Source organism: Wolbachia endosymbiont of Ceratosolen solmsi (assembly GCF_017869155.1).
Lineage (GTDB): Bacteria > Pseudomonadota > Alphaproteobacteria > Rickettsiales > Anaplasmataceae > Wolbachia > Wolbachia pipientis.
The window spans coordinates 268,797-292,004 of sequence record NZ_CP054598.1 but is presented as its reverse complement, the minus strand read 5'-3'; the positions used below and the strand labels follow the sequence as shown (position 1 = coordinate 292,004).

The following is a 23,208-nucleotide window of genomic DNA, read 5'->3' as shown; positions in this document are numbered from 1 at the left end:
AAAATTTTAATATATAATAGCATACAAGCACGTTTATATTTTGAATAATTTCTATACAATAAAATATTGTATTAATTGTTACTGTTAGTGGGAAGAGTTTTTACCGTTAATGTGGATGAATCCCTTTTTGATGTGCTGGTTCAGCACATATTTTCTGAATATGAAAGAGAAAAAATTCCCGAGATAAAGGTCATACTTCCTTGCAAGAGGGATGTGATAGCGTTACTCAATGCATTCAAGAATTATAACGCTGAAAAATGCATAATTTTGCCAGAGATAGTTTCGCTAGAGAACATTGATGAGGAAGATTTAATATTAAATCTTGATAGAGTTAAAGTTATAAGTCCAATAAAAAGGACGCTGCTACTCATTCAATTCATATTGGAATGGAATAGAAAAAATAACGACAATTTCCCAGTTGATTTAGCTTATAGCCTGCCATCACTGCTTGATAAAATTCAATCTACCCAAACAACGGATTATGATCAATTTAATGAGCATTCAAAAAAAATAGAGAATTTCATAAGCTTACTCACTGAGACTTGGAGTAAAACTTTAAAAGGTTTAGAAGTAGTAGATATATTAAAACATAAGAGTGATTACATAAACAATATGATAATCTCTTTACAAAAAGACCAATATATAATCTTTGTTGGAATTGGAAAGGATAAGTCGTTAATTAAGGCTATATATGACCTGCCATTTGGAAAAATAATTTTGCCTAACCTGAATTTGAAAATTAAAGAGAAAGACTGGAAATTGCTTGATAAAAAACACTATCAATATTGTCTGAAAGATCTGCTCGATTATTTAAATGTAGATAGAAGGGATGTTAGCTGCTTGAACACTATAGAGAATGAAATAACTGACTATGTCTTTGATACAACTGCCGATCTAAGCAAAGTTAGTAGTGGACATGTTGGCAATATTGAAGTCATCACTTGTGATTCCAGAGAGGAAGAAGCACAAGTGACATCATTAATTATAGAAAATGAAGGTTATGAAAACATTTCTTTGGTCGTCTTTGATAAATTACTTGCAGCTCGTATAGCATGTTTATCAAGGCAACACAGTGCCATACCGGAAAATTACCCTTATATAACGCTTCTGCTTTATAGTATCGAAGTTTTGACCTCAAATTGGAGCAGTGTGTCATTACTTTCGCTCCTTAAACATAGGCTAGTGACTTTTGGTTACACTCAAGAAGAGTACACTCGGATTTTATCTGAATTTGAAATAGAGGTATTACGCAACTTTAGTACAAATGGCCTGAGCGATATTATAAATGCTATCAATGCCCATAAAAAGCTAAAACATAAAGAAGATATATTACTTATTATCAGTAAGTTAGAGGTTGTATTTAATCCTTTGCTTAACATTATAAATTGCCCTATTTCTGATGTGGTGGCAACTCATTTGCAGTGTGTTAATATGCTATCTGGTATAAATTTTTCAGAGCTAAATGGTGAAATAGGTAATTTCACCTGTAATTTCTTGAATGCATGTGAGGGTGTAGAAATTAAGTGCTCCTTAGAGTTATATAACCAAATTCTGACCTTATTTTTAGAGAAAGAGTTTTTCTCTGTAGCAAATGACTTAAATAAATTCAGCTTATATCACAACAAGGTTGTAATACTCGCTGGGTTTAATGAAGCGCCAAGCTTTCAAAGTCCGCTTTTGAATGCACTTACGAGAGAAAAATTTAGTCTTCCTTCTGCGCAAGAAGAGCAGGGGTATTTTTTTTATACTTTACACAATTTGTTTTGTGCAAGTAAGGTTTATATTACAAGATCGCTAAGCCATAGAAAACCAATTCTATTGCAGCGTTTGGAAATTATGTTACAGGGGTCAAAATATCCTTATCGTGATTGGCTAAGGATATTAAATACGCCTGAATGTACTGTTCCATGTACTCAGCCTATGCCAAAACCTCAAACCGAAGTTAGAAAAGAAAAAATGCAGGTGATGTCTTGCAGTGCAATAGAAAAGCTAATTCGTAATCCTTATTCATTTTACGTTGAATATATACTGGGCCTTAAACAATTAAGAGACTTGAATTTTAAGCCATCGATGTTGGAATTTGGCACTATGGTGCACAACATTCTTGCAAGATATTTACGCAACAAAAAGTCGCCAATGAGCATTGCACGAGAAACATTCTCGACTAGTCAGTTTAATTTTTCAAATATGTGGTGGATAAGACTACAGAGGGTAATTCAATCTTTTGTCGAACTTGATGAAACTCGAAGCAACTATGTTGAGTTGGAAAAGAGCTTTTCCTGTCCGATATTTCATATTCCAGTGCGTGATGCTGGTTCTTGTGATCAGTATGAAACTGCTGGGATGACAAATAGGCCACAAGAAATTTCACTGACAGCAAGATGTGATAGAGTTGAGTATCTACCAAGTGGGCAAGTGGCAATTATAGACTATAAGCTTGGTACACCACCTTCCAATGAAGAAGTAATGTCGGGATTTTTTCCGCAATTAATTTTACAAGCCTTAGCGGTAGAACATATAACAAAAAGAGAAGTCTCAGAACTTGCTTATTGGAAACTTGATTATGATAAAATAAAAGTTATTTCTATACAAAATTATAGATACAAAATGCAAGAATTAAAAAATGATCTGCCTGGTTTTTTATCTAATTATTTAAGTAATTCCACACCCTTTATTGCCTCTCCATATTTTGATAAATTCCTGAGATTTAACAGCTATAAACAGCTAGAAAGGGTAGGAGAGTGGTTGTAAATGGTGTCATCCGAGTAGCTGACACTGGGATCACCGCGAACCGTCATACCGCCACGAACCGTCATATCAACTATGTTTTTTTTAAATTTTTTGAATTTAGTTTTATTACAACTCTTGTTTATAATTTTGTATTTTTATTCAATTAGAAAATGCATTTTTGACAATAAATACTCTAATTTATCATAGAAAAATTTTATATCAAACAACAGTTACTGCTTAGATTTTATGGTTTGTGCTTTAAGTGTGTGTGGACGCACATATTCGTTAACTTATTTCCTATGCAGATTTTTAATTCATATTAACTGCTTCTTTAAGCCTGGCATTAGCAATAACCATAATTTTACGCATTAGAGCTTACCATCTTCTTCTTACCACTTTCAATGAGCTTGGAATAAAATGCACCAAGTGCAGATTTGAGCAGCCATTGCAGCCGTTAGTACGAACATTGCTTCTACCGCCTGTTATTCTTCGATAACCAATAGCTTTTCCACTTTCTTTTGGATGCGCCAGCAAGACTTGCTACTTCTTTTCTGTTTAAGTAGCCAAGCTCTGGCATTAAACACAGAAAGTCTTGAGATAACTTTTCCAGGAACTGTTTTAAGGATTTTTTGACGTTGTTGTAACTCACGGCTTTCATCAATAATTTTTTGTATAGTATTATTGAGTTCATCTATTTGACTATTAAAGAATCCGATAGTTTTTTGACAACTTTCTTTTATATGGTCGTTTTCAGGTGCTTCCAGTCTACATTTTTCCTGAGTTCTCATTTGCGTAATGTCATCACGACGTTGACAAAGTGCAACCAAGGTTGATTGTTTTTCAGAAGTGGGGAGAGAGAGTTCCATGACGCATATTGAGCAAGAGCCCTTGCATCTGATTTATCGGACTTTGCTAAAGTTCCGTGTGACAAGATGAAGCTTTTTACTTTACGGGTATTAGCTCGATGTACAGCGATATTCTTGTCAATAAGAAAATGCGATAAACCAATTTCCTGTATTTTCTAAAGTTACTAAAGAATTAGGTAAGATATCTGAAAACTTTTTAAACAATTGTTGCCAACCAGAAGCATTATTATCAAATTCGACAACACTCTTCTGTGTGTGAACCGCAATAACATTTTTAAATTTTCCGATGTCAATACCAATAAAATTTTGATAAGATGTAACCATATTAATAACCTCGATAGTTTATTGATTTAAGATTGTAAACGGGTGCATACATATGTCCCATGCAACTATTCAAACGTATCGAGGGATAGCCTTGATATAAACGGTTGTCAACGCCGCGTCGGTCGCACACGCCCGCTATTCCTATAGTGAGTAGTTCCCTCTTGTTTCTTTTATAACATATTTTTAACTTACAGCCGCCGCGGTATCTCTTAGCCGCTAACACGTAGCGGGATGACGAGCTTATCGTCACGCCCCGCCACGAACCGTCATACCGCGATTCATTCGCGGTATCTCAGCCGCTAACAAGTAGCGGGATGACGGTTGTCGTTTATCCATAAACATTAAGAAATTTACCAAATAAAAAAAAGGCAAAAGAAGCCCCGTGGTTATTATCCGCTTTAAAATATTGGCGTTTTTTATGTTTTAAACGCTTGACAAGCAAGATTTAGCTGCTTTTAATTGCAACTAACTTACGCTGCAAATGTTTAAGAAATTTACTAAGCAGAAAAAAAGACAAAGAATCCCCGAGTTAGCTAGTCTTTTACTATCTCTGTCGAGTATTGGCATTTTTTGATGTCTTGTAACGCTTTATAAGCGCGTTCAGCTTATTTAGATAAAAATCTAGATGTAGATGAAGTTTTGTAAAGACATACAGTATCTATATACTGCAAAAAATTGAACATAAGACGCCGATACATTAAGTAATCCTTACCTTTTAATCTGCAGATTGGCGAAAGCAAATACAATAGCTTCACTATCATGATAAGGGCGCTGGCGGAGTTTGTCAAGGGATTTTTGACGAAATGATTTTGAAAGTAAAGAGCGGGAGAAGGGGTTCGAACCCTCGACCTCAACCTTGGCAAGGTTGCGCTCTACCAACTGAGCTACTCCTGCAATTAAATTAACCTAAATTTACTTAATTATAGGCATATACAGCAATTTGTAAACCCCCGTGTACACGAAAAATGTGAGAGCCCATAAACTTGTGTGGTTCCTTCTATGATCTTTTCGTATACTTAAGGCTTATTTTTGATTATCATAAGTTTTTAATTATTCCACAAAGCTTTATGGGAATATTTTTATATAAAGACGACTTGCCAGCTAGTTCAATACCAGATGATGTAAGGTCTATAGCTGTTGATACCGAGGCAATGGGGCTACTTCATAGCAGAGATAGATTATGCCTTGTGCAGCTCTCTTTTAATGATGGCAACGCTCACTTAGTTCAACTCAAGAACGATTATACAGCGCCAAATTTGAGAAAAATATTAGAGGATAAAAATATAACTAAAATATTTCACTTCGCGCGATTTGATGTGAGCATAATACGTTATTACTTGGAAACTTGGGCACTTCCGTGCTATTGCACAAAAATAGCTTCACGTTTAGTTCGCACTTACACAGATAATCATAGCTTAAAAGAGTTGTGCTTAGAGCTGCTTGATACCAAACTAAATAAGCAGCAGCAATCTTCTGATTGGGGAAATGAAAATTTAACAGACAAACAAAAAAGTTATGCTGCATCTGATGTTTTGTATCTCCACAGGATAAAGGAAAAGCTAGACTTAATGCTGGAACGTGAAAATAGAAAAGAATTGGCCCAAAAGTGCTTTGAATTTCTTCCTACTCGTATTGAGTTAGACTTAATGGGTTGGGAAAACGTGGATATCTTTAACCACCAGATGTAATAGAAGTTTTTTGTTTGTGCAAAACACTTTAGGGCAATTTTTCAAGCTCTGCGGTAAGAATTTAGTTGATTAACTGCTAATAGATATGCTATATTTTACAAAAATTTAGGTATTTTATGAGTGATGATATTACATCGGTAAATGATCAAAATTTCAAATCTGAAGTCACTGACTATAAAGGGTCTGTTCTGATAGACTTTTGGGCAGAATGGTGTGGGCCATGTAAAAGTCTAATGCCACGTATCGAACAATTGGCTAAAGACAGAAAAGGCAAGATTAAGATCTGCAAATTCGACATAGATGAAGGGACTGAAGTGCCAAGTAAGTATGGAGTGCAATCTATACCCACTTTAATCATATTTCAAGATGGTAAGGAAATTGCACGCAAAATTGGTGCAACAAATGATTTGTCAAGTTGGGTTGATAGTGAAATAAGCTAATAGACAAATTTGCTTTTGTGTGTATTATAAATATTGATAAAAGGGATTGTAGCTCAGTCGGTTAGAGCAGTTCGCTCATAACGAATTGGCCGTAGGTTCGAGTCCTACCAATCCCACCATTGTTAGCATGATCGTAACAATGAGAAAGCTGTAGTATATGAACTATATGTTGATATAATGGAGGAAATAATGAAATTTACTAAGTCTCTAAATAACAAGTTAGATGAATTGCACTTACTAAATCATCCATTTTACCAGTCATGGAATACAGGAAGCTTAAGCTTGCAAGCTTTACAAACCTATGCTAAAGAATATTATCACCGCGTTGCTGCGTTTCCTCGTTACATCAGTGGTATACATTTTTTGTGCCCAGATCTAAAAATGCGACAGGTTTTACTTGTAATTTAATAGAAGAGGAACAAGGTGATGAAAATCATCCAGAATTATGGCAACGTTTTGCTGAAGGGCTTGGCGTTGCGCGATCTGATCTTCGTGAAAGTGCACAGATTAAAGAGACACAGGAGTTAGTTGATGGTTACTTTGATATTGTAAGATCAGGTTTTGCGGCAGGTCTTGGAGCCTTATACGCTTACGAACGTCAAACTCCAGAGGTTTCTAAGTCTAAAATTGAAGGTTTAAAAAAACACTATTCAATAAGTGATGAGTGTTCTCTTCAATTTTTTACGGTTCATATGGAAGCTGATGAGTGGCATTCTGAGGAGTGTGCAAATCTTATTGAAGATCTAGATGAAAAAGAGCAAGATAAAGTTATGCAGGGTGCTCAAAAGGGAGCAAAGCTCTTGTGGGGTTTTCTTGATGGGATGATAAATGCCAGTGTGTGTTAGTAGTTGTAAGTAGCTTAAACTCAGTGATGTTGGAATGCAATGTCTGCATGTAATCTTCTTATATCTGACTTACGGCTTTGGGTTCATTTAGGCTATAGTGCAGAAGAGAAGTATCATTCTCAATTAGTTAGTGTTAATATTGATTTTACCTTTAAATCCCCCTTTAGGACTTACAACTGACCGGCTTGAGGATACTATATGCTACTTGGAGGTAGTTCAGAGTATTCAATCTCTCGTTCAAAGCAAGCAATTCAACTTAATCGAGCATTTAACTCATGATATATACAGGACCATTAATAACCTTGTGATGCAAAAAAAGCTTATTATTTCTTCTATAGGCGTAACTATTCACAAAGTTGCACCACCTGTCCCCAGTGTGCATGGAGGTGTTTTCTTTACTTATCGTAATGCGTTGCAAGAATGATTTACATTTCTATTGGCTCAAATATGGGGAATCGCTTTTCCCATTTACAAAAGGCTGCTCAGTTACTGCAGGAACGCTATTTTAAAAATTTAAAATCTTCAATTATTCTGGAAACTAAGGCTATTTTACCAAATGATGCTCCACCTGGGTGGGACAGGCCATTTCTAAATATGGTTGTGTATGGAAGTTGTTCTTCTTCTCCTGAAGAGCTGTTAAAGGGCCTTAAACAAATTGAGTGTGACATTGGCCGCCCGCAGGTCTATGAAAAATGGGCACCTCGCGTTATTGATTTGGATATTTTGTTATGGGATAACCTGACACTTGATACATCCTACCTTAAGATTCCTCACCCAGAATTGATAAACAGACCATTTTTGCTTCACTTGATGGCAATGCTGAGTCCCATGGCAGTAGTTAACAAAACGTTTGGTACTATTAACCCTAACATTAAGGATTGCTTTTTAAGGAGTTTTACGCTTTCACCAGAGCTTGTAGGTATTGTTAATATTACTCCTGATTCATTTTCAGATGGTGGTCTTTATTATGATGCAGATCAAGCAACCAAGCAAGCACTGCAACTGGTATCAGACGGTGCAAGTATAGTTGATCTTGGTGCTCAATCAACAAGACCTGGCTCCTCAATACAAACTCCAAAAGCAGAATATGCACGCTTAAAACCAGTGCTTGATAATCTCAATCAGTATATGAAAGTTGGTGATATTAAAGTCAGCATTGATAGTTTCTGGCCAGACGTTATTTTAAATGTTTTGGAACACTACAACATTGCCTGGATAAACAATCAGAAGGGAGATCTAGATGATAATACCTTAAAAGCAGTTGCTAGTAATGGTTGCAGCATCGTTATTATGCATTCACTTTCAATACCACCACATAGAGACAACATTATTCCAGACGACACTGACCCAATTGATATCATAAATAATTGGGCAGAGAAGAGCATTAGCAGGTTACTTACCCTAGGTTTTGATCAAAGCTCGATAATTATTGATCCTGGTATTGGTTTTGGAAAATCTCTATATCAGAATATCTGGCTTTTATGCAATATAGAAGCATTGCAAAGTTTTGGCTGCAAAGTTCTGGTTGGCCATTCTAGAAAGTCATTTATTTCTTCTTTTTCTACAGAACCTGTCTTTAACCGAGATTTAGAAACAATTGCTTTATCATCTGCATTGCACAACAAGGTTGATTTCCTTCGAGTGCATAATGTGCGTGATCACATGCGATTCTTTGTAGCTCAAGCTGCTTTACAGGGATGATAGTTATCGGAATTATGGCTGTTGATCCCAAGGGGGTAATTGGAATAAATAATGGATTGCCCTGGCATTATCCAAGTGAGTTAGATCATTTTCGTCAGGTGACTGACAAACAAGTTATTGTTATGGGAAGAAAAACATTTGAAACTATGTCTCAAAACATATTAAAGGATCGTATCCCTGTTGTTTTTTCTCGTGACAAATTAAATTCTTGTTTTAACAGAGGAGTAAAATGCACTATTATTTCTTCTATGCAAGAGTTTTTGTCAATCCAAAGTAATTCTAAAGTCTTCATGATTGGTGGAGCACAAATAGCGCATCTTTTTTTGGAGTATGATCTAATCTCAGAATTTATCATAACAGAAATTCACAAACCCTATAAAGGTGATGTATATTTCAACTTAACACTTCTTGATGGATGGCATAAAACTATTCTCACCAAAACGAAAGATTATACTATATGTAGGCTAATACGTTAATATGCATGTTAAAGCAATTTATACCCACCGCATTGAATGTGGGGAAGTATTAGAGCAGGTTCTTGATCGCTATGTTCAGAGTTGCTAGGAAAGGAAGTTGTTCTTGCTATCACATCAAAAATCATTTCTATTTGTCAAAAACAAGTGGTTTGCAAAACTGCTTGTTCTAAAGAAGAGCTAATCAAAAGAGAAGCTGATGCAATTGTTGATGTAGACCATAATTCTTACGGCATCTATTTAACAATCAAAGACAATATCTTAATTCCATCTGCTGGTATTGATGAATCAAATGGTAATGAAATGTATATTTTATACCCAAAGGATGTTCAGAAAACAGCTCTATCAATATGGAACTATCTCAAGACAAAACACTGCATAAAACATCTTGGTATTTTGATTACAGATAGTAACATAACACCTATGCGCCTTGGGGTTACGGGCGTTGCTCTTGGTTGGTGTGGATTTGAACCATTTTATTCCTATATAGGCAAGCCAGATCTTTATGATCAACCACTGCAAGTAACACAAGTCAATCTTCTTGATGCGCTGGCAACGTCTGCTGTTTTAGTTATGGGAGAAGGGGCGGAGCAAACACCAATGGCAATAATTAGTGGCGCACCAAAGATTCACTTTCTTACTCGTCTGCCAACTACAGAAGAAGAAAAAAGTGTGAAGATATCTATGGAAGAGGACCTTTACTCTTCTCTCCTCATGCGAGCCCGCTGGTTAAAGAGTTAAAGAGGAACTTAAAAATTTGCTATTAGACTTCTTATACCAATTCCCGCTACACAAGTAACGGATAGACAATAATAGAAAAAAAGCCATACTGAAGTAAGTAAAGTAGCGAGGTTTAAATGGCATTAAGATCAAAATTATTGGATGAAAAAGTGGTGGAATCAGCAAAAGAAATGCTGAAGAAAGTAAGAAATAACGCATATGTTGCAAAAAAACTAAATGCTGTAATTGCAGCAAAAAAGCACAGTATAACAGCCGTAGCAAAGATATGCTGCATTTCAAGAAAGGCACTTACTGCATGACCTAAAATTTGGCAGAGAAGAAAAATTATTTGCTCCGCCTCAACGCCGTAGAAAAACTATATTGAATCAAAGTCAACGTGAACAAGTTGAGGTGTGGATAGAGGAAAACCCCAATATTACTATAAAAGAAATGAAAATAAGAATTCAAGAAAAGTTTGGTTTGAATATCAGCAAATCTACAGTACACCGTAATATGCAAAGAATGAAATTCTCATATATCACACCAAGACCAGTGCATAACGGACAAGATAAAAGTAAACAAGAGGAATTTAAAAAAAATCTTAATGAAACTATTGTCATGTATCCTGAAAAAGAGCTATTTTTCTTCGATGAATCGCGGTTTGGGACACATTCAAAGATTGGACACGGGTGGTTTAAAAAAGGCATTAGGACACAGGTTAAGGTAAAACTAGGTAGGCAAAATTTTTATCTCTATAGTGCAGTTAATCCCAGAAATGGAGAAAGTTCTAGCTCAAACGTCAATACTGATTGTATGAATATATTCCTTGAGCAGATGTCACAATATTTAGGAACAAGGGAGGCATTTCTTATCATGGATTGTGCTAGTTGGCATAAGTCAAAAAATTTAAAAGTACCTAAAAATATCGACATTATATACCTACCACCATACTCACCTGACCTCAATCCTGTTGAGAGGTTTTGGTTATATATAAAACAGAACATTTTGCGTAACAAAATCTACGACACAATTGCTTTGCTTGAGAGCGCTTTGTGCAAATTTATTACCTCTCTTTCTCACTCCACAATTAAAAAACTCTGCAATGCCGCTTATTTGATTCACTAGTAATGAGAATTGGTATAAACATGTTGCCGTCCACTTCCGCCTAACAAGTATAATGCGGCTTGACAAATTTATTGTCATCTCAGACCGCGGAGAGAACCATATGCTACTTTTAACTTATGTAAAATTACCAAGGATTATGGAGAAGATATGCTGTTTTGATTTGTGTGAAAATTATTGTTGACTTATGTGCAATTAGAGAACCTAAGTCACTTTAGCTATATATAAAAGGTTTAAGTGGTTGTATTGATGTATCTTTGTATTAAAAAACACCCAATAAGCAGAGTTGTAAGTGGAATAAACCACAAAATGTAAGTGCTAGATTTTATAGGCGGTACGATTATAATTGAATTGCCGTAAGAATTTTTTAACTCTGAGATTATCTCTTCATCTGTGTATCCATCATTGATTTTTTTACGAATTGCTTCTCGCATATCATACGCGATCTGAGATCCAGATTCAGACAATGATTCGCCAGAACATATTGGACACCTTGTTATTTCAAATAAACTGGTTGCTCGTTTTTCCATGCTTTTATCTCTGAGTTTATTATCCAGAGTAAAAGCGTTTACGCCTGAGTGGAATATCAATATGAAAAGTAAACTAACTACTGCTCTCATCCTTGGTTAATTGGGTTATTTTACTAAGCTGGTTCATAAAATCAGTGGTGGATAACTTTCCAATAAAGCTTGACCCTACATCATCATCGTACTTTATTGAAAATTGAATGCCATCATCAGTTGTTTTTTCTGATAAGGAAGACATTAATTTTTCAAACGCATCTGAAGTTTTTGAGTCACCAATCATAAACGAGATTAATTCTTTATAATTTGATATAGCCACGTTGATTTTGTCTTTAAATGAAGACGTAACCAAATTATAATTTCGCACTCCACCATCTGCAGCAAGAGAAAAATTATTACTTTGAATTAAAAATTTCTCTATGTTGAAATTAATTCTGGAAGCTGAGATGTGGTTTACAAATTCGTAATCAAATTTAGTGTCGATACTAAGGTAACTTTCAGGATTTGCAGTATTTTTATACCGATAAGTATAAAAATCAAATCCTAGTTTAGTATTTCCACTTGGTTCTTTATCGAGGTGAAATTGAATGTAATTGCTTTTATCATTCACTTCAGTTATAACACTTTGCTGATTTTCTAAAACATCACATTTTAATCCATAATCTTCGTAACGAAGTGTATCTATATAGTCTATCACGGTACTATTTTTGTTGAATCGCAATGAAGATGGTAAATCGTTTAGTCTAACAACAAAGTGGCTGCTATCGTTTGTGTGGCATTTTATATTCTTTTTCTCATCATCGTGAACAGCAATGTTGACTTCATTGCTTGGTATGTAGATATATACTGATTTATCAAACAATTTATTTTTTATCAATAAAGCATCAGATGAGATGGTTAATTGCTCATTGGAAAATTTTGGGTTTGTCACACGGAAAATTAGGTTAGAAGGAAATCCACTAAAATCATGTGAAATATCAAATTTTTCGTCGTTAATGTATAGTATTGTTTCAGCTAAAAGATTTTTTACCTTACATGCAGAAAAATACCAAAAACCACTATACGCTACAGGAATAAACAAAAGTAAAGAGATGATAATATAGATAAAAATCTTACGCATGATTCCCCTATTTATCTAATGATATGTTTCTTGTACCCCTTGGTATGGTTACACACAAGCCGTCGATATCTTTTGTGATTTTTATTTGGCATCCAAGCCTCGACGTCTCTGTTAAGCCGAAAGCTAGGTCTAACATATCATTTTCCTCATCAGATATAGGGTTATGTATTTCTACAGCATTATAAAACTTTGGATCAACAATTACATGGCATGTAGAGCAAGCAAGAGAACCTTCACATGCACCTTCAAGCAGATCTGGATCACTTCTGTGGGCTAAATTGAGCAGAGTTTCTCCCTCTGCAGCTTCATAGCTTTTCTTACTCCCATCAGGTAAAATAAAAGTAACAGATGGCATATTATTCCTATTAAAATCCTTACTAATTTCTTTATATCCTACAGGTAATAACTAATATTTGCAAACTCTTTACAATTCCAGTACCTATATTTCTTGTTATCCAAGTATCTCCTTTAGCATAGATCCCGCTAACAAGCAGCGGGATGACGATTGTCATGGTGTCATCCCAGCGCCCCTATGATGTCATTCCAGTGCTCCTTTCTCGTCATCCCAGTGTCAGCTACTTGGATGACAGAGGGGGTGGGATGACAGAAGATGATGGAGTGACAGGGAGTAATACAAAAAGTTTCGTCATCCCCATTGAATCGGCTTTAAAATCGATGTTCAAAGTTGAAATTTCCCTAGAAGATGCGGGGAAAATCAGAAAAGGTCAGGAAGTTGTATTAAATAACTTGCGTAATTTAAAGAATCATGATATTTGTTGTACGGTGGTGGGTAGTGTACCTATTGCAATCTGCAGTTTTATTTATGGTTGTGTGAAACCTATTCGTGTTTTTAATATTTAAAATGAGGTTTAGATGTCGATAACATCCGAAAAGAAAAAGAGTTTGATAAATATATATGCAATTAAAGAAGATGATACAGGCTCATCTTTTGTACAATGTGCAATTTTGACCGAGAGGATCAGTAACTTAACTGAGCATTTTAAAGTGCACAAGCATGACCGTCACTCTAAGCGTGGTTTACTTATATTGATAGGTAGAAGACGCAAGCACTTAAATTATATAAAGCGTAAATTTGGTAATGAAGCCTATCAGGAATTAATAGAGAAGTTAGGCATTAGAAAATAATCGAGGAATTTAATATGTTTAAAATTATAAAAAAATCTATAGAGTGGGGTGGTCGTGCCTTATCTTTAGAAACAGGAAAAATAGCACGCCAAGCTCATGGTTCAGTAGTTGTAAATTACGGTGATACTTCTGTTTTAGTAACTGTTGTACGTAAAAAGAAGGAAGAAAGCGTTGATTTCCTACCTTTAAATGTGCAGTTTATCGCAAAAAGCTATGCCATGGGTAAGATCCCTGGCGGGTTTTTTAAAAGAGAAGGCAAGCCATCTGATAGAGAAACTTTAATCTCAAGAGTAATAGATAGAAGTATAAGACCACTATTCCCAGAAGGATTTCATGATGAAATTAGTGTGGTGTGCAATCTATTAACTTATGATACAGTCAATCCTCCTGAAGTGCCAGCATTGATTGGTGCTGTTGCAGCTCTTGCAATTTCTGGTGTTCCCTTTCACTTTACTATAGCTGGAGTGATGGTTGGTTGTGATGAAAATAATAACTATATACTCAACCCTTCTGTTCAAGAGATGAAAGCAAGCAGCTTGGATCTGTTTTTGTCTGGTGATGAAAATTCAATTTTAATGGTTGAATCAGAAGTGAAAGAGCTCTCTGAAGAAAATGTTTTTAATGCAATAAAATTTGGCCATGAACACCTTAAGCCTGTCATTAAGCTCACAAAAGAGTTTGCTGATACAATTGGCAATAAACCTGAGAGCTTTGCCCCTATTGATGCATCAGATATAACACAAGAGCTCGAAAAATACGGTAAAGATTTTGAAAAAGCATATTCGCAAACAGTAAAACAAGAGCGAGTTCAAGCTCTAGAAGCGATCAGAGAGAATATATTGAATACTCTTAAAGAAACTGGAAAAGACGAAAAGTTAATTACGTATGCAGTAAAAAATTTTGAAAGATCTTTAGTACGTGAAATAATTAGGAAGAAAAGTGTAAGGATAGACGGTCGTAAGCATGATGAGATACGTCAGATAGAAGTTGAAGTTGATATTCTGTCCAAAACTCACGGTTCTGCACTATTTACAAGAGGCAATACTCAGGCACTGGTTGTTACTGCTCTTGGCACCACTCAAGATGAGCAAATTGTGGATGATATTGAAGGGGATAGACGTGAGCATTTCATGTTGCATTATAACTTTCCCTCATTTGCTGTTGGAGAAACTTCTGCTGCGCGTGCACCAGGAAGAAGAGAAATCGGTCATGGCAAACTTGCTTGGAAAGCAATTCATCCTGTTTTACCCGATAAGTCTGAATTTCCTTATACAATAAGAGTAGTGTCCGAAATTTTGGAGTCTGATGGTTCTTCTTCTATGGCAACAGTTTGTGGGACTTCTCTTGCTTTAATGGATACGGGTGTGCCAATAAAGGCCCCTGTTGCTGGAATTGCTATGGGTCTCATCAAAGGTAAAGACGAGTATGTAATACTTTCCGATATACTTGGTGATGAAGATTATCTTGGTGATATGGACTTTAAAGTAGCAGGAACTAGTGAAGGGGTTACGGCGCTACAAATGGACATGAAAATTTCTGGTATAAGCTTTGAAATTGTTGAAAAATCTTTAGAACAGGCAAAAGCTGGAAGATTACTTATTTTAGAAAAAATGAATGCAGTGATTTCAGAACACAGTGATGATGTCAAAGACCATGCACCAAGGATGTTATCATTTTACATAGATAAAGACAAAATTTCTGCTGCTATAGGTTCTAAGGGGAAAAATATACGCAGTGTGTGTGAAAGAAGTAATGCAAAAATTGAAATAGGAGATGATGGTAAAGTTTCTGTTTTTGCTACGAGTGGCACTGAAGCTGAAATTGCAAAGAGTATGATGATTGATTCAATAACAGAACTAGAACAAGGTTCTATAGTTGATGTCAAGGTTGTAAGAATAGAGAAGTCTATTGTAGAGCTTGAATTTCTTAATGGCAGAAAAGGAAAAATGCACATAAGTGAAGTAGCTAATGAACATATAGATTCTATAGAGAGCGTACTTAAACAAGATGATACTTTCAAAGCACTAGTAATTGACTTCGAAAAAGGTGGGTGTCCAAAGTTGTCAAGACGTCGGGTTGATCAAGAGACGGGAGAGTTTTTTGAAGGTGAGCTTTACAACGAGGAAAGGAAAGATGGTCCAAATGACAGGGATAATTATTACAATAATTCATTTAGTAGAAAACCTGGAGGAAGTCACCATAAGAGGCCTCCTCGTCCTCGTTCTGGTTTCAGCAACAGAAATAGGCCGAAATTTGGTAATAATGATTCATCATCAGGTTTTTATTAAGAGTAAACTTCTTGCGTTACCTCTCGTCATTCCAGTGCTTAATACTGGAATGACACCCTTTCTGGTGAAGGTTGTTCTCAAATCACAATGTTAGTACAATTGTGGTGTTAGCTATAGCTAACCCAAGGTATCCGTTCAGCGGAGTGGTAGAATAAGGTAGACAAAGTGATCTAAAAAGATAATCATAAAGCAAAAGTGAGGTAATGTGGTAAACCTTTTAGAACTTTGCAAAAATTTACAGCAAAAAATAGAAAAACTGGAAGCAGAGATAGAAAACTTAAAAGCAGAAAATAAAGCTTTAAAGATAGAGAACGCTGAATTAAAGGAAAGGCTTGGTTTTAAACTCGAAAAATTCATCTCTACCGAGCTCTAAAGAATTGTACAAAACAAAAAAGGACAAGCCAAAAAGCGAAAGGAATGTTGGCGATCAGGTTGGGTATAAAGGAAATTTTCATGCCACAATGGAAGCGGATAAAGTAGTAAAAATAGAGTTGCCTAATATTTGCGAATGCGGAGGAGAGCTTGTAATATGCGAAAAACCTTATGTTCACCAAAAAGTTGATCTTCCGGAAATTAGGCCTTATGTAGTAATTGGAACATGGTCGTTGTTGGAGATGCAGAAAAAGAAAAAGTAGCAAGTTACCAGAAGGTGTTACGCCAGATACATTTGGTCCAAGGGTTAAGTCTATAATTGCAGCACTTAGCGGATTTTACAAAAACTCAAAGCATGAAGTGGCTAGTATCATAAATGACATTTTTAATTTGAACATAAGTGTTGGCAGCATATCAAATCTTACTATTACCCACAAATATGAGGTTCGTGAGCAAGTCGCCATCCTTCTTCTAGATCAAAGAAACGTCTCCACCCTTTCCAAAGAGTAATTGGTCCTGGTTTTGGGTCGCTTTTTCTTGCTAAATGACCTCCAAGTTCACGAAACGGCTTCTTTTGTAGGGGCTATATTTGGACATGGTTTCCTGTGTATTTTAACATATAAAACTTTCCATTCTTCCTCAGCTAATAAGGCAGTACATGGTAATGTTGGGTTAGTTCTTGCAATTGATGTAATAAAGAAAATTCTCCAAGCAATAATGCTCATGACTGTTAAATACCTCATTAATCTTTCTGCTGTTCCAAGTCTACATTCCTCAACTTTGAGACCAGATTTTAAAATCTTATGCAATATCTCTATTTTCCATCTCAAACAATACCAACTAACTTTTTCAACAGCTTCTTCAAAAGTACTGACCGGAAAAAAGCATCCACTCTAGAGGACTTGCTTCGGGAGGAGAGTTTTTTCAACAACATGAATTGCGTGAAGTTGTAGACTCTGTCGGTTTATATTTTATGTGACCTTCTTTACATTTTATATGGCCTTCATGTGATAAATTTTCCGAATCTAATTTCTAAAAACGCTGTCCTTTTTTGCTTGTTATCTCTAGCAGGGATTTCAACTTCTACTTTTCCAGCGTAAGGGAGGCCTTGGATAAATGACCATAATTTTTGCTTGTTCCTGGTATGCATGAATTTTTTATTTACATTTCTGTTGTGGCGAGCTCTTACTAAAATTGCTGAGTTAAGATTATGTGCAAGTTCAAAAAAATCATGCATATCTGCTTCTCTGTCACATACAGTTATAGCTTCGGTTTGGGCCAGATCTATAATATTATTTGTTTTCTTTAAACTTTCTAGCCATTTCATACTTTCTTTATCCTCAATATGAACGTTGTTACGATGGCTCTTTAGTCTTTTTTCTTCTTCAGAAATGAGTTGCCTCGAGTAAATCTTTTGATCCAGTATTCCCAGCTTCCGTACTAACAGCAAGGGCTGTATGCATTACTGCTCCTTTTCCAGCAATAGTTCCCAATCCGCTTATGGCTTGAGTATGAAATATAAGTTGTATCTTGAATCACAAGAATTCTTTTATGAGCTTTTGTTCTTTCAACTGTTTTATCAATGTGTGAAGCTAGAATATCGACTTCTTTTACGTTCTCATTTTGAAAAAAACGTTATGCTGCTTTTGCTTCTGACCAACTTCCGCATGCCTCATTAATTGAGCTTTCAGGTAAACTTATCAAACTATCAGCAATCTTTACTAATCGGTCAGTTAATCTTTTATCTCCAAGTACAGCATCTCCAAATTCATTTTTAGCCCATTCATTACTCTCGTTTGCCATTTTTATACCCTCAATATTTGCAAACTTTAATATTGTAATACTTTATTTATAAGTACATTTATATTTGTGGGTAATAGTAAGATAAATAATAGTGCAAATTTTTCTATGATATGCGGTAGTGATGTATATGTAAGATCAATTGCTCGTGATCTTGGAATTGCATTAAATTGTTTTGGACACATTACAAAATTAAGAAGAACTATGGTAGGTGACTTTAGAGAAAATGAATCAGTGACAATTGAGCAACTTACTAAAAAAACACAACAACTTACTCTCCGATGTCATCCCAGTGCGTGACACTGGTTTGGCTTTGTTGCATCGCTCTTCGGATAGTAGGTAACGCACAATAAATTTATGAAGCTATCTCAAATTTAGCCATACCAATATCAGTGAACTTATTGAGCAAATAGCATTTAACAAGTAGTTCCTTCTCTCTATTTGTCTCAGATTTATTCCTAAAACTAAACCCGAATGTTTGTTTCAGTCGCGAGAAAAAACCTTCTATATAAGATCTTTTTCCATAACTCATCTCTTTTTTCCACTTCTTTATACCATCTTCATCATATGACTTTATGAGCTTGACTGCAGAATTTCTCTCAGCCATATAGTCTAACTTTGGATGCTCTGCTGCGTTGTTTTTCGGAGGAATTTTCGTTTTTATACCATATTGATTACACAGCTTATAGAGCTTTTCTCTGTCATATGCCCTATCTGCATATAGTACTTTTATGACATACTGAAAATCGACTTCTTTTAGCAAATCACAAGCTCCATAGTGATCAGCCGTTACTGTATTTTACAGCTATGGCTTTTTTGCTGTTTGTATTCAACATTACATGCAATTTTCTTGTCTGTTCATAGCTGCGATACTTTCTATCTTCGCTATTTTCTTTGCTATGACCAGGAGTGTTGTTGTATATACTAATTCCTGTACTGTCTATAGCAATTTCGATATCTTCCATATTATTTTCTGCAATCATTGATCTTAATATTGAGTTTCTTAAACCTTCTTGATGATTGTGAATAGCTGATAACTTGCAAATTTTTCCCAATTTGCTCAAGGTATCCTGCTATAAACCCAACTGTTTGCCTCAGGCCTATTCTAAATAAACAAGTTATTATGTGCACCAAAATTACAACTTTATCGCTATAAATATTGTTGCCACCTGGTATTTTTGGACCATTCTCGTACCACTTTTCTATGGCTTCGTTGATATAATGAAAAATATTTCCTCTTTTTTCTAGAAATTTGTTATATTCGCTATGGTTACTGACCCTCATTTTTTGTGGCATATTTTTTCTTTCAAGGTTAAATGGCTATTTTATAATGAATTTTGTCAGTAGCCACCAGATTTTTTCAGTTGCTATGCAACAAAGCCATCCCAGTGTCAAGCACTGGAATGACACCCTCCTAGTAGAAACGCTTTTGTAATTGCAACATTCGTGTAATCTTTAGCCATAAACATTAAGAAATTTACCAAATGAAAAAAAAGGCAAAAGAAACCCCGTGGTGGTTGGCTATTTACCATGTACTAAAATATCGGCGTTTTTTTTATTCTAAAACACTTGATTAAGAGCGATTTAGCTGCTTTTAACTTGCAACTAACCTACACCGCAAGTGTTTAAGAAATTTACTAAGCAGGAAAAAAGGGAAAGAAACCCCGTAGTAGCTAGCATTCAAATTCTCCCTTGTCAATTTGACGTTTTTTGCTGTCTTAAACGCTTTGTAAGCGCGTTTCGGCTTATATAGGTAAAAACCTAAAAATTTTTAAAGACATGCGATGCACGTAGTGCGAAAAATTAAACATGAGACGCCAAATACCCTAAGTTTTTTGTCATTAACCTGCACAGATTGCGAAGATAAATAAATAGCTTCAGTTTCATGATAAGGGGGCTGGCGGAGTTTGTCAAGGAAGTTTTTTGTTTCTATTGAATGACAGTTGTAACCTACGAAAGAAGTCTGTTGTAATTTGTACGATATCTTTATAAAATGGTTCGCATAAGTTATCTAGCAGTGCAACTAAACAAATACAAAAATCAAAACGTCGCGGTTTTTGGTCTTGGTAAAACTGGTTTATCCGCCATTAACGCTCTAACAAAGAGTGGTGCAAGAATATATGCATGGGATGATCGTGAAAAGCAAATAGCAAATACAAAAATGATGTATAAAAAATGTAATTTTATTCATCCCAAGGAATACAATTGGCATGAGATCAGTGCATTGGTTTTAAGCCCTGGAGTGCCAACAGAGCCACATTGGATAGTAAAACTTGCAAGGAGATTTGATTGCAAAATAAAATCAGACATTGAGCTATTTCTTGAAGCTAAAACTACGAACCAGAAGGTAATAGGCGTCACAGGAACAAATGGTAAATCAACCACTACATCACTAATAGGGCACATATTAAAATCTGCAGGGAAAAAAGTAGCTATTGGTGGAAATTTAGGCGTTCCTGTTTTGGATCTAGAAAGAGATGCAGAAATTTATGTAATCGAACTCTCCTCTTTTCAATTGGAGTTGATGAATGAAATTAACGTGGACATTTCAGCACTGCTCAATATTACACCAGATCACATAGATAGGCATGGAAGTATGGAGAACTACATAGCAACTAAATTAAAACTGATAAACGGTAGTGAGGTTGCCGTAATAGGATGTGACAATGAGATTACTGCTGATATATTCAACAAATTCACTGGAGACAAAATTCCAATCTCAGTAACATATTCCACAATGTCATTCCAGCGCGTGACGCTGGAATCCAGAAAAGAAAAACCATTGCCAACTACTCAGATGACAGAGGGTGGTGCAAGAGATCTAATATCATTGGCAGGTAACAATTTGCTTGATTATAGTGAACAGATTACTGGTATAGATCGAAATTATCTGGATCCCAGTGTCAGCTACTTGGATGACAAAAGGGGCACTGGGATCCAGAAGATCTCGTTAAAACTAGAGAATCATAGCTTATCAGTAAGCGACGTGAAAATAAACCTAATATCCAACGCAGAAAACATAGCAGCCACATATGCCGTATGTAAGGTACTTGGAGTAGATAGCAACACTATTATCAATGGAATCAAGTCCTTTTCAGGACTGAGGCATAGGAATGAACTGCTTGGCAAAATAAGAAATGTGTTTTTCGTGAACGATAGCAAAGCAACTAATGCAAAATCGAGCGAAAAGGCGATCTTATCTTATGAAAACATAAATTGGATCGCTGGTGGAAGAAGCAAAAAAGGTGGAATAGAATCATTAAGCAAGCATTTTACAAGGGTTAGAAAAGCTTTTCTTATTGGAGAATCAACCGAAGCTTTTGCAAATGTTATGGAGAATAAAGTAGATTATGTTAAATGTTGCAATCTAGAAGATGCATTCAGATTGGCTTTTGAAGAGGCCTTAAATAGCGCAGAAGAAGTAACAATATTACTTTCTCCCGCGTGTGCTTCTTTTGATCAATGGAAAAATTTCGAGGAACGTGGTGAAGCATTTTGTAGAATGTTTGAAAATCTCAGGTACAATCACACATGCTGTTTAGTATGATGTTGCGTGGAACAAAAGTTAATAATAGATAAGCTAATTAGGGTTATTCCATTTGAAGGGATAAGCGATGAAACCCTATTAAAGGTGTGCACTGACCTTAATCTAGCTAATAGCTTTTGCAAATTTCAGAATGGAATATATAGCGCTTTGGAGCACATAGCAGAGGACTTAAATAGCTCAATGGAAGCTGAATTAAGAAATTCTAATTTAGAAGATATGAAAGTGCGAGAGCGAGTAAAGTTAGCTATTCAAATACACCTTTCAAACTATGCTAAGCTACCGAATTATAGAGAACTTTTAAAAAATGTTTTATCATTCTCCGTATCACCAAAAAATACATATTTTTCTAGTAAACTTTTATACAGAACTATTAGTGCGATTTGGTATGGCATTCATGACCAATCAACAGATTTTAACTACTATACAAAAAGAGCAATATTAGCTGGAGTGTACTTAAGTACGATACTTTTTTTTATCAATGATTATTCAGAAGATTTTGTGGATACTTTATCGTTTCTTGATAACCGTATCAACAATGTCATGACATTTCAAAAATTCAAAACTCGCTTAAAAGGAATCATAGGAAATTTCTTATAAGCTATTGATTGTTGGTAGAAAAGTACTTGAGCACGATCCTGAAAAGGTTTGTGAAAATAAAAATATTCATGCTGATCATAAAGAACATTTAGTTTATCGTGAGGATAATAATGGTACAACAAAATACACCAGTTACGAAGAAAAAGAAAATAAATTTATTGAAGAAGCACATGAATATTTAATAGACTCTGAATTTAATAAAAATTTTGATCTAGGGCAGTACAGAATAAGTAATTTCTCCGGAAACTTGACGAAAATAGAACTGGAACTCATCAATGAAAAGTATATGCAAGTTCAAGTTAATAGAGAAAGAAAAATTATTCTCGCTATACCGTAGGTGCGTTCCAAGATTATACTGAAGTTTTTATTGCACTCAAAATCTTCGTTTTTCCTAATCTCTAGAATTATCAATGCATCATCACTTAACCAGCCTGAGTGAGCTAGTCCATTCAACTAGATTGCTATTGTAAGGTGGGTCTATAAAAACTATGTCACATTTTGAAATAGGTTGTGGTAAGCAGTTAGCACTGCAGCAAATTAGCGTAACATTGTCCGTAATTCCAAAATCTTCTGCTGTTTTTTTAGGCAATTGCAAATTGTAATAATCTGAATCTACCATAAATGCATGTTTAGCGCCGCGAGAAAGCGCTTCAAATGAAAAAGAACCACTACCACAGAATAAATCAAGTACATTCAAGTTATAAATAGGTTTTCTTGAGGAAAGCATATTAAATATTGCTTCTCGGACAATACTCATAGTTGGCCGTGCAGCTAAATGCTTACCTGTAGTTATTTTTCTTCCGCGATATTTGCCTGCAATGATGCGTAGCATATTAAATAAGCTCCAAAATAATTAATTATTTATACTATATGATTAATGTCAATATGGCTTTAGCAGTTTAATA

The 23,208-nt window shown here is 35.3% G+C and carries 16 protein-coding genes, 2 tRNA genes and 8 pseudogenes; 18 read left to right on the top strand and 8 right to left on the bottom strand.

Features of this window, described 5'->3' with window-relative positions:
- Positions 1–87: 87 nt before the first annotated feature.
- Positions 88–2,751, top strand: a complete 2,664-nt coding sequence (locus HUB95_RS01500; RefSeq protein ID WP_174516936.1) for a PD-(D/E)XK nuclease family protein — start codon at positions 88–90, stop codon at positions 2,749–2,751.
- A 288-nt stretch (positions 2,752–3,039) separates the two neighbouring features.
- Here the strand turns inward: HUB95_RS01500 and HUB95_RS01495 are convergent.
- Positions 3,040–3,920 (bottom strand): annotated as a pseudogene (locus HUB95_RS01495) (IS110 family transposase).
- A gap of 821 nt (positions 3,921–4,741) precedes the next feature.
- Positions 4,742–4,814: transfer RNA gene (locus HUB95_RS01490), tRNA-Gly, on the bottom strand.
- 173 nt (positions 4,815–4,987) lie between these two features.
- On the opposite strand from HUB95_RS01490, the gene HUB95_RS01485 reads away from it, so the two are divergent.
- The 9 genes and pseudogenes from HUB95_RS01485 to HUB95_RS01445 all read left to right on the top strand — a co-directional run bounded on the left by HUB95_RS01485 (position 4,988) and on the right by HUB95_RS01445 (position 10,912).
- Positions 4,988–5,608: a ribonuclease D gene (locus HUB95_RS01485; protein WP_015589270.1), complete on the top strand. Its 621-nt coding sequence runs from the start codon at positions 4,988–4,990 to the stop codon at positions 5,606–5,608.
- Positions 5,609–5,724: 116 nt separating this feature from the next.
- Positions 5,725–6,048 (top strand): thioredoxin, encoded by a 324-nt coding sequence (gene trxA, locus HUB95_RS01480; protein WP_209452466.1) that lies wholly within the window; start codon positions 5,725–5,727, stop codon positions 6,046–6,048.
- Between the two features lie 42 nt (positions 6,049–6,090).
- Positions 6,091–6,167: transfer RNA gene (locus HUB95_RS01475), tRNA-Ile, on the top strand.
- 70 nt (positions 6,168–6,237) lie between these two features.
- Positions 6,238–6,893, top strand: a pseudogene (locus HUB95_RS01470) (CADD family putative folate metabolism protein).
- 139 nt (positions 6,894–7,032) lie between these two features.
- Positions 7,033–7,317, top strand: a complete 285-nt coding sequence (locus HUB95_RS01465) for a dihydroneopterin aldolase (RefSeq protein ID WP_242049594.1) — start codon at positions 7,033–7,035, stop codon at positions 7,315–7,317.
- The gene (gene folP, locus HUB95_RS01460; RefSeq protein ID WP_141457249.1) at positions 7,314–8,594 is read left to right on the top strand and encodes a dihydropteroate synthase; all 1,281 of its coding nucleotides are present in this window, start codon (positions 7,314–7,316) and stop codon (positions 8,592–8,594) included. The genes HUB95_RS01465 and folP overlap by 4 nt, the downstream gene beginning before the upstream one ends.
- A complete protein-coding gene (locus HUB95_RS01455) occupies positions 8,591–9,070 on the top strand; it encodes a dihydrofolate reductase (RefSeq protein ID WP_015589265.1) in 480 nt (159 codons plus the stop codon). Before folP ends, HUB95_RS01455 begins: the two co-directional genes overlap by 4 nt.
- Positions 9,071–9,151: 81 nt before the next feature.
- Positions 9,152–9,808, top strand: a complete 657-nt coding sequence (locus HUB95_RS01450; protein ID WP_244662776.1) for a putative folate metabolism gamma-glutamate ligase — start codon at positions 9,152–9,154, stop codon at positions 9,806–9,808.
- Between the two features lie 116 nt (positions 9,809–9,924).
- Positions 9,925–10,912 (top strand): annotated as a pseudogene (locus tag HUB95_RS01445) (IS630 family transposase).
- Between the two features lie 230 nt (positions 10,913–11,142).
- Here the strand turns inward: HUB95_RS01445 and HUB95_RS01440 are convergent.
- The 3 genes from HUB95_RS01440 to HUB95_RS01430 are packed head-to-tail and all read right to left on the bottom strand — an operon-like array spanning position 11,143 to position 12,908.
- The gene (locus tag HUB95_RS01440) at positions 11,143–11,529 is read right to left on the bottom strand and encodes a cytochrome c-type biogenesis protein (protein WP_209452465.1); all 387 of its coding nucleotides are present in this window, start codon (positions 11,527–11,529) and stop codon (positions 11,143–11,145) included.
- Entirely contained in the window at positions 11,513–12,553 is a 1,041-nt protein-coding gene (locus HUB95_RS01435) for a hypothetical protein (RefSeq protein ID WP_209452464.1), read from the bottom strand. The genes HUB95_RS01440 and HUB95_RS01435 overlap by 17 nt, the downstream gene beginning before the upstream one ends.
- A gap of 7 nt (positions 12,554–12,560) precedes the next feature.
- Positions 12,561–12,908: a ferredoxin family 2Fe-2S iron-sulfur cluster binding protein gene (locus HUB95_RS01430; protein WP_012673282.1), complete on the bottom strand. Its 348-nt coding sequence runs from the start codon at positions 12,906–12,908 to the stop codon at positions 12,561–12,563.
- Positions 12,909–13,051: 143 nt separating this feature from the next.
- Between HUB95_RS01430 and HUB95_RS01425 the strand changes: the two genes are divergently transcribed.
- From HUB95_RS01425 to HUB95_RS01410, 4 genes and pseudogenes are all read left to right on the top strand, one after another.
- Complete coding sequence (locus HUB95_RS01425) at positions 13,052–13,414, top strand: hypothetical protein (RefSeq protein ID WP_244662775.1); 363 nt, start codon at positions 13,052–13,054, stop codon at positions 13,412–13,414.
- Positions 13,415–13,426: 12 nt separating this feature from the next.
- Positions 13,427–13,699 carry a 30S ribosomal protein S15 gene (gene rpsO, locus HUB95_RS01420; protein ID WP_209452463.1) on the top strand — a complete coding sequence of 91 codons (273 nt, stop codon included), beginning with the start codon at positions 13,427–13,429 and terminating at the stop codon, positions 13,697–13,699.
- A 14-nt stretch (positions 13,700–13,713) separates the two neighbouring features.
- Complete coding sequence (gene pnp, locus HUB95_RS01415; RefSeq protein ID WP_209452462.1) at positions 13,714–15,987, top strand: polyribonucleotide nucleotidyltransferase; 2,274 nt, start codon at positions 13,714–13,716, stop codon at positions 15,985–15,987.
- 205 nt (positions 15,988–16,192) lie between these two features.
- Positions 16,193–16,779 (top strand): annotated as a pseudogene (locus tag HUB95_RS01410) (DUF6444 domain-containing protein); the annotation flags it as partial.
- A 7-nt stretch (positions 16,780–16,786) separates the two neighbouring features.
- Here the strand turns inward: HUB95_RS01410 and HUB95_RS01405 are convergent.
- Positions 16,787–18,162, bottom strand: a pseudogene (locus HUB95_RS01405) (IS4 family transposase).
- Positions 18,163–18,228: 66 nt separating this feature from the next.
- On the opposite strand from HUB95_RS01405, the gene HUB95_RS01400 reads away from it, so the two are divergent.
- The gene (locus HUB95_RS01400) at positions 18,229–18,459 is read left to right on the top strand and encodes a pseudouridine synthase family protein (protein ID WP_244662774.1); all 231 of its coding nucleotides are present in this window, start codon (positions 18,229–18,231) and stop codon (positions 18,457–18,459) included.
- A gap of 55 nt (positions 18,460–18,514) precedes the next feature.
- Here the strand turns inward: HUB95_RS01400 and HUB95_RS06570 are convergent.
- Positions 18,515–19,455 (bottom strand): annotated as a pseudogene (locus HUB95_RS06570) (IS5 family transposase).
- 697 nt (positions 19,456–20,152) lie between these two features.
- On the opposite strand from HUB95_RS06570, the gene HUB95_RS01380 reads away from it, so the two are divergent.
- The 3 genes and pseudogenes from HUB95_RS01380 to HUB95_RS01370 all read left to right on the top strand — a co-directional run.
- Positions 20,153–21,706: a Mur ligase family protein gene (locus HUB95_RS01380; protein WP_209452461.1), complete on the top strand. Its 1,554-nt coding sequence runs from the start codon at positions 20,153–20,155 to the stop codon at positions 21,704–21,706.
- A 6-nt stretch (positions 21,707–21,712) separates the two neighbouring features.
- On the top strand, positions 21,713–22,303 hold the full coding sequence (locus HUB95_RS01375; protein WP_010082414.1) for a COQ9 family protein: 591 nt from the start codon (positions 21,713–21,715) through the stop codon (positions 22,301–22,303).
- Between the two features lie 22 nt (positions 22,304–22,325).
- Positions 22,326–22,640 (top strand): annotated as a pseudogene (locus tag HUB95_RS01370) (hypothetical protein); the annotation flags it as partial.
- Here HUB95_RS01370 and rsmD read toward each other — a convergent pair.
- Positions 22,598–23,135: pseudogene (rsmD, locus tag HUB95_RS01365) on the bottom strand (16S rRNA (guanine(966)-N(2))-methyltransferase RsmD). The pseudogenes HUB95_RS01370 and rsmD sit on opposite strands and share 43 nt — an antisense overlap.
- Positions 23,136–23,208: the final 73 nt, after the last annotated feature.

Excerpts from the sequence above, each read along its gene's own strand:
- HUB95_RS01485 (WP_015589270.1), top strand. The coding sequence starts at position 4,988 with ATGGGAATATTTTTATATAAAGACGACTTGCCAGCTAGTTCAATACCA.
- trxA (WP_209452466.1), top strand. The coding sequence starts at position 5,725 with ATGAGTGATGATATTACATCGGTAAATGATCAAAATTTCAAATCTGAA.
- folP (WP_141457249.1), top strand. The coding sequence starts at position 7,314 with ATGATTTACATTTCTATTGGCTCAAATATGGGGAATCGCTTTTCCCAT.
- HUB95_RS01455 (WP_015589265.1), top strand. The coding sequence starts at position 8,591 with ATGATAGTTATCGGAATTATGGCTGTTGATCCCAAGGGGGTAATTGGA.
- HUB95_RS01440 (WP_209452465.1), bottom strand. The coding sequence starts at position 11,529 with ATGAGAGCAGTAGTTAGTTTACTTTTCATATTGATATTCCACTCAGGC.
- HUB95_RS01435 (WP_209452464.1), bottom strand. The coding sequence starts at position 12,553 with ATGCGTAAGATTTTTATCTATATTATCATCTCTTTACTTTTGTTTATT.
- HUB95_RS01430 (WP_012673282.1), bottom strand. The coding sequence starts at position 12,908 with ATGCCATCTGTTACTTTTATTTTACCTGATGGGAGTAAGAAAAGCTAT.
- HUB95_RS01425 (WP_244662775.1), top strand. The coding sequence starts at position 13,052 with ATGACGATTGTCATGGTGTCATCCCAGCGCCCCTATGATGTCATTCCA.
- rpsO (WP_209452463.1), top strand. The coding sequence starts at position 13,427 with ATGTCGATAACATCCGAAAAGAAAAAGAGTTTGATAAATATATATGCA.
- pnp (WP_209452462.1), top strand. The coding sequence starts at position 13,714 with ATGTTTAAAATTATAAAAAAATCTATAGAGTGGGGTGGTCGTGCCTTA.
- HUB95_RS01380 (WP_209452461.1), top strand. The coding sequence starts at position 20,153 with ATGGTTCGCATAAGTTATCTAGCAGTGCAACTAAACAAATACAAAAAT.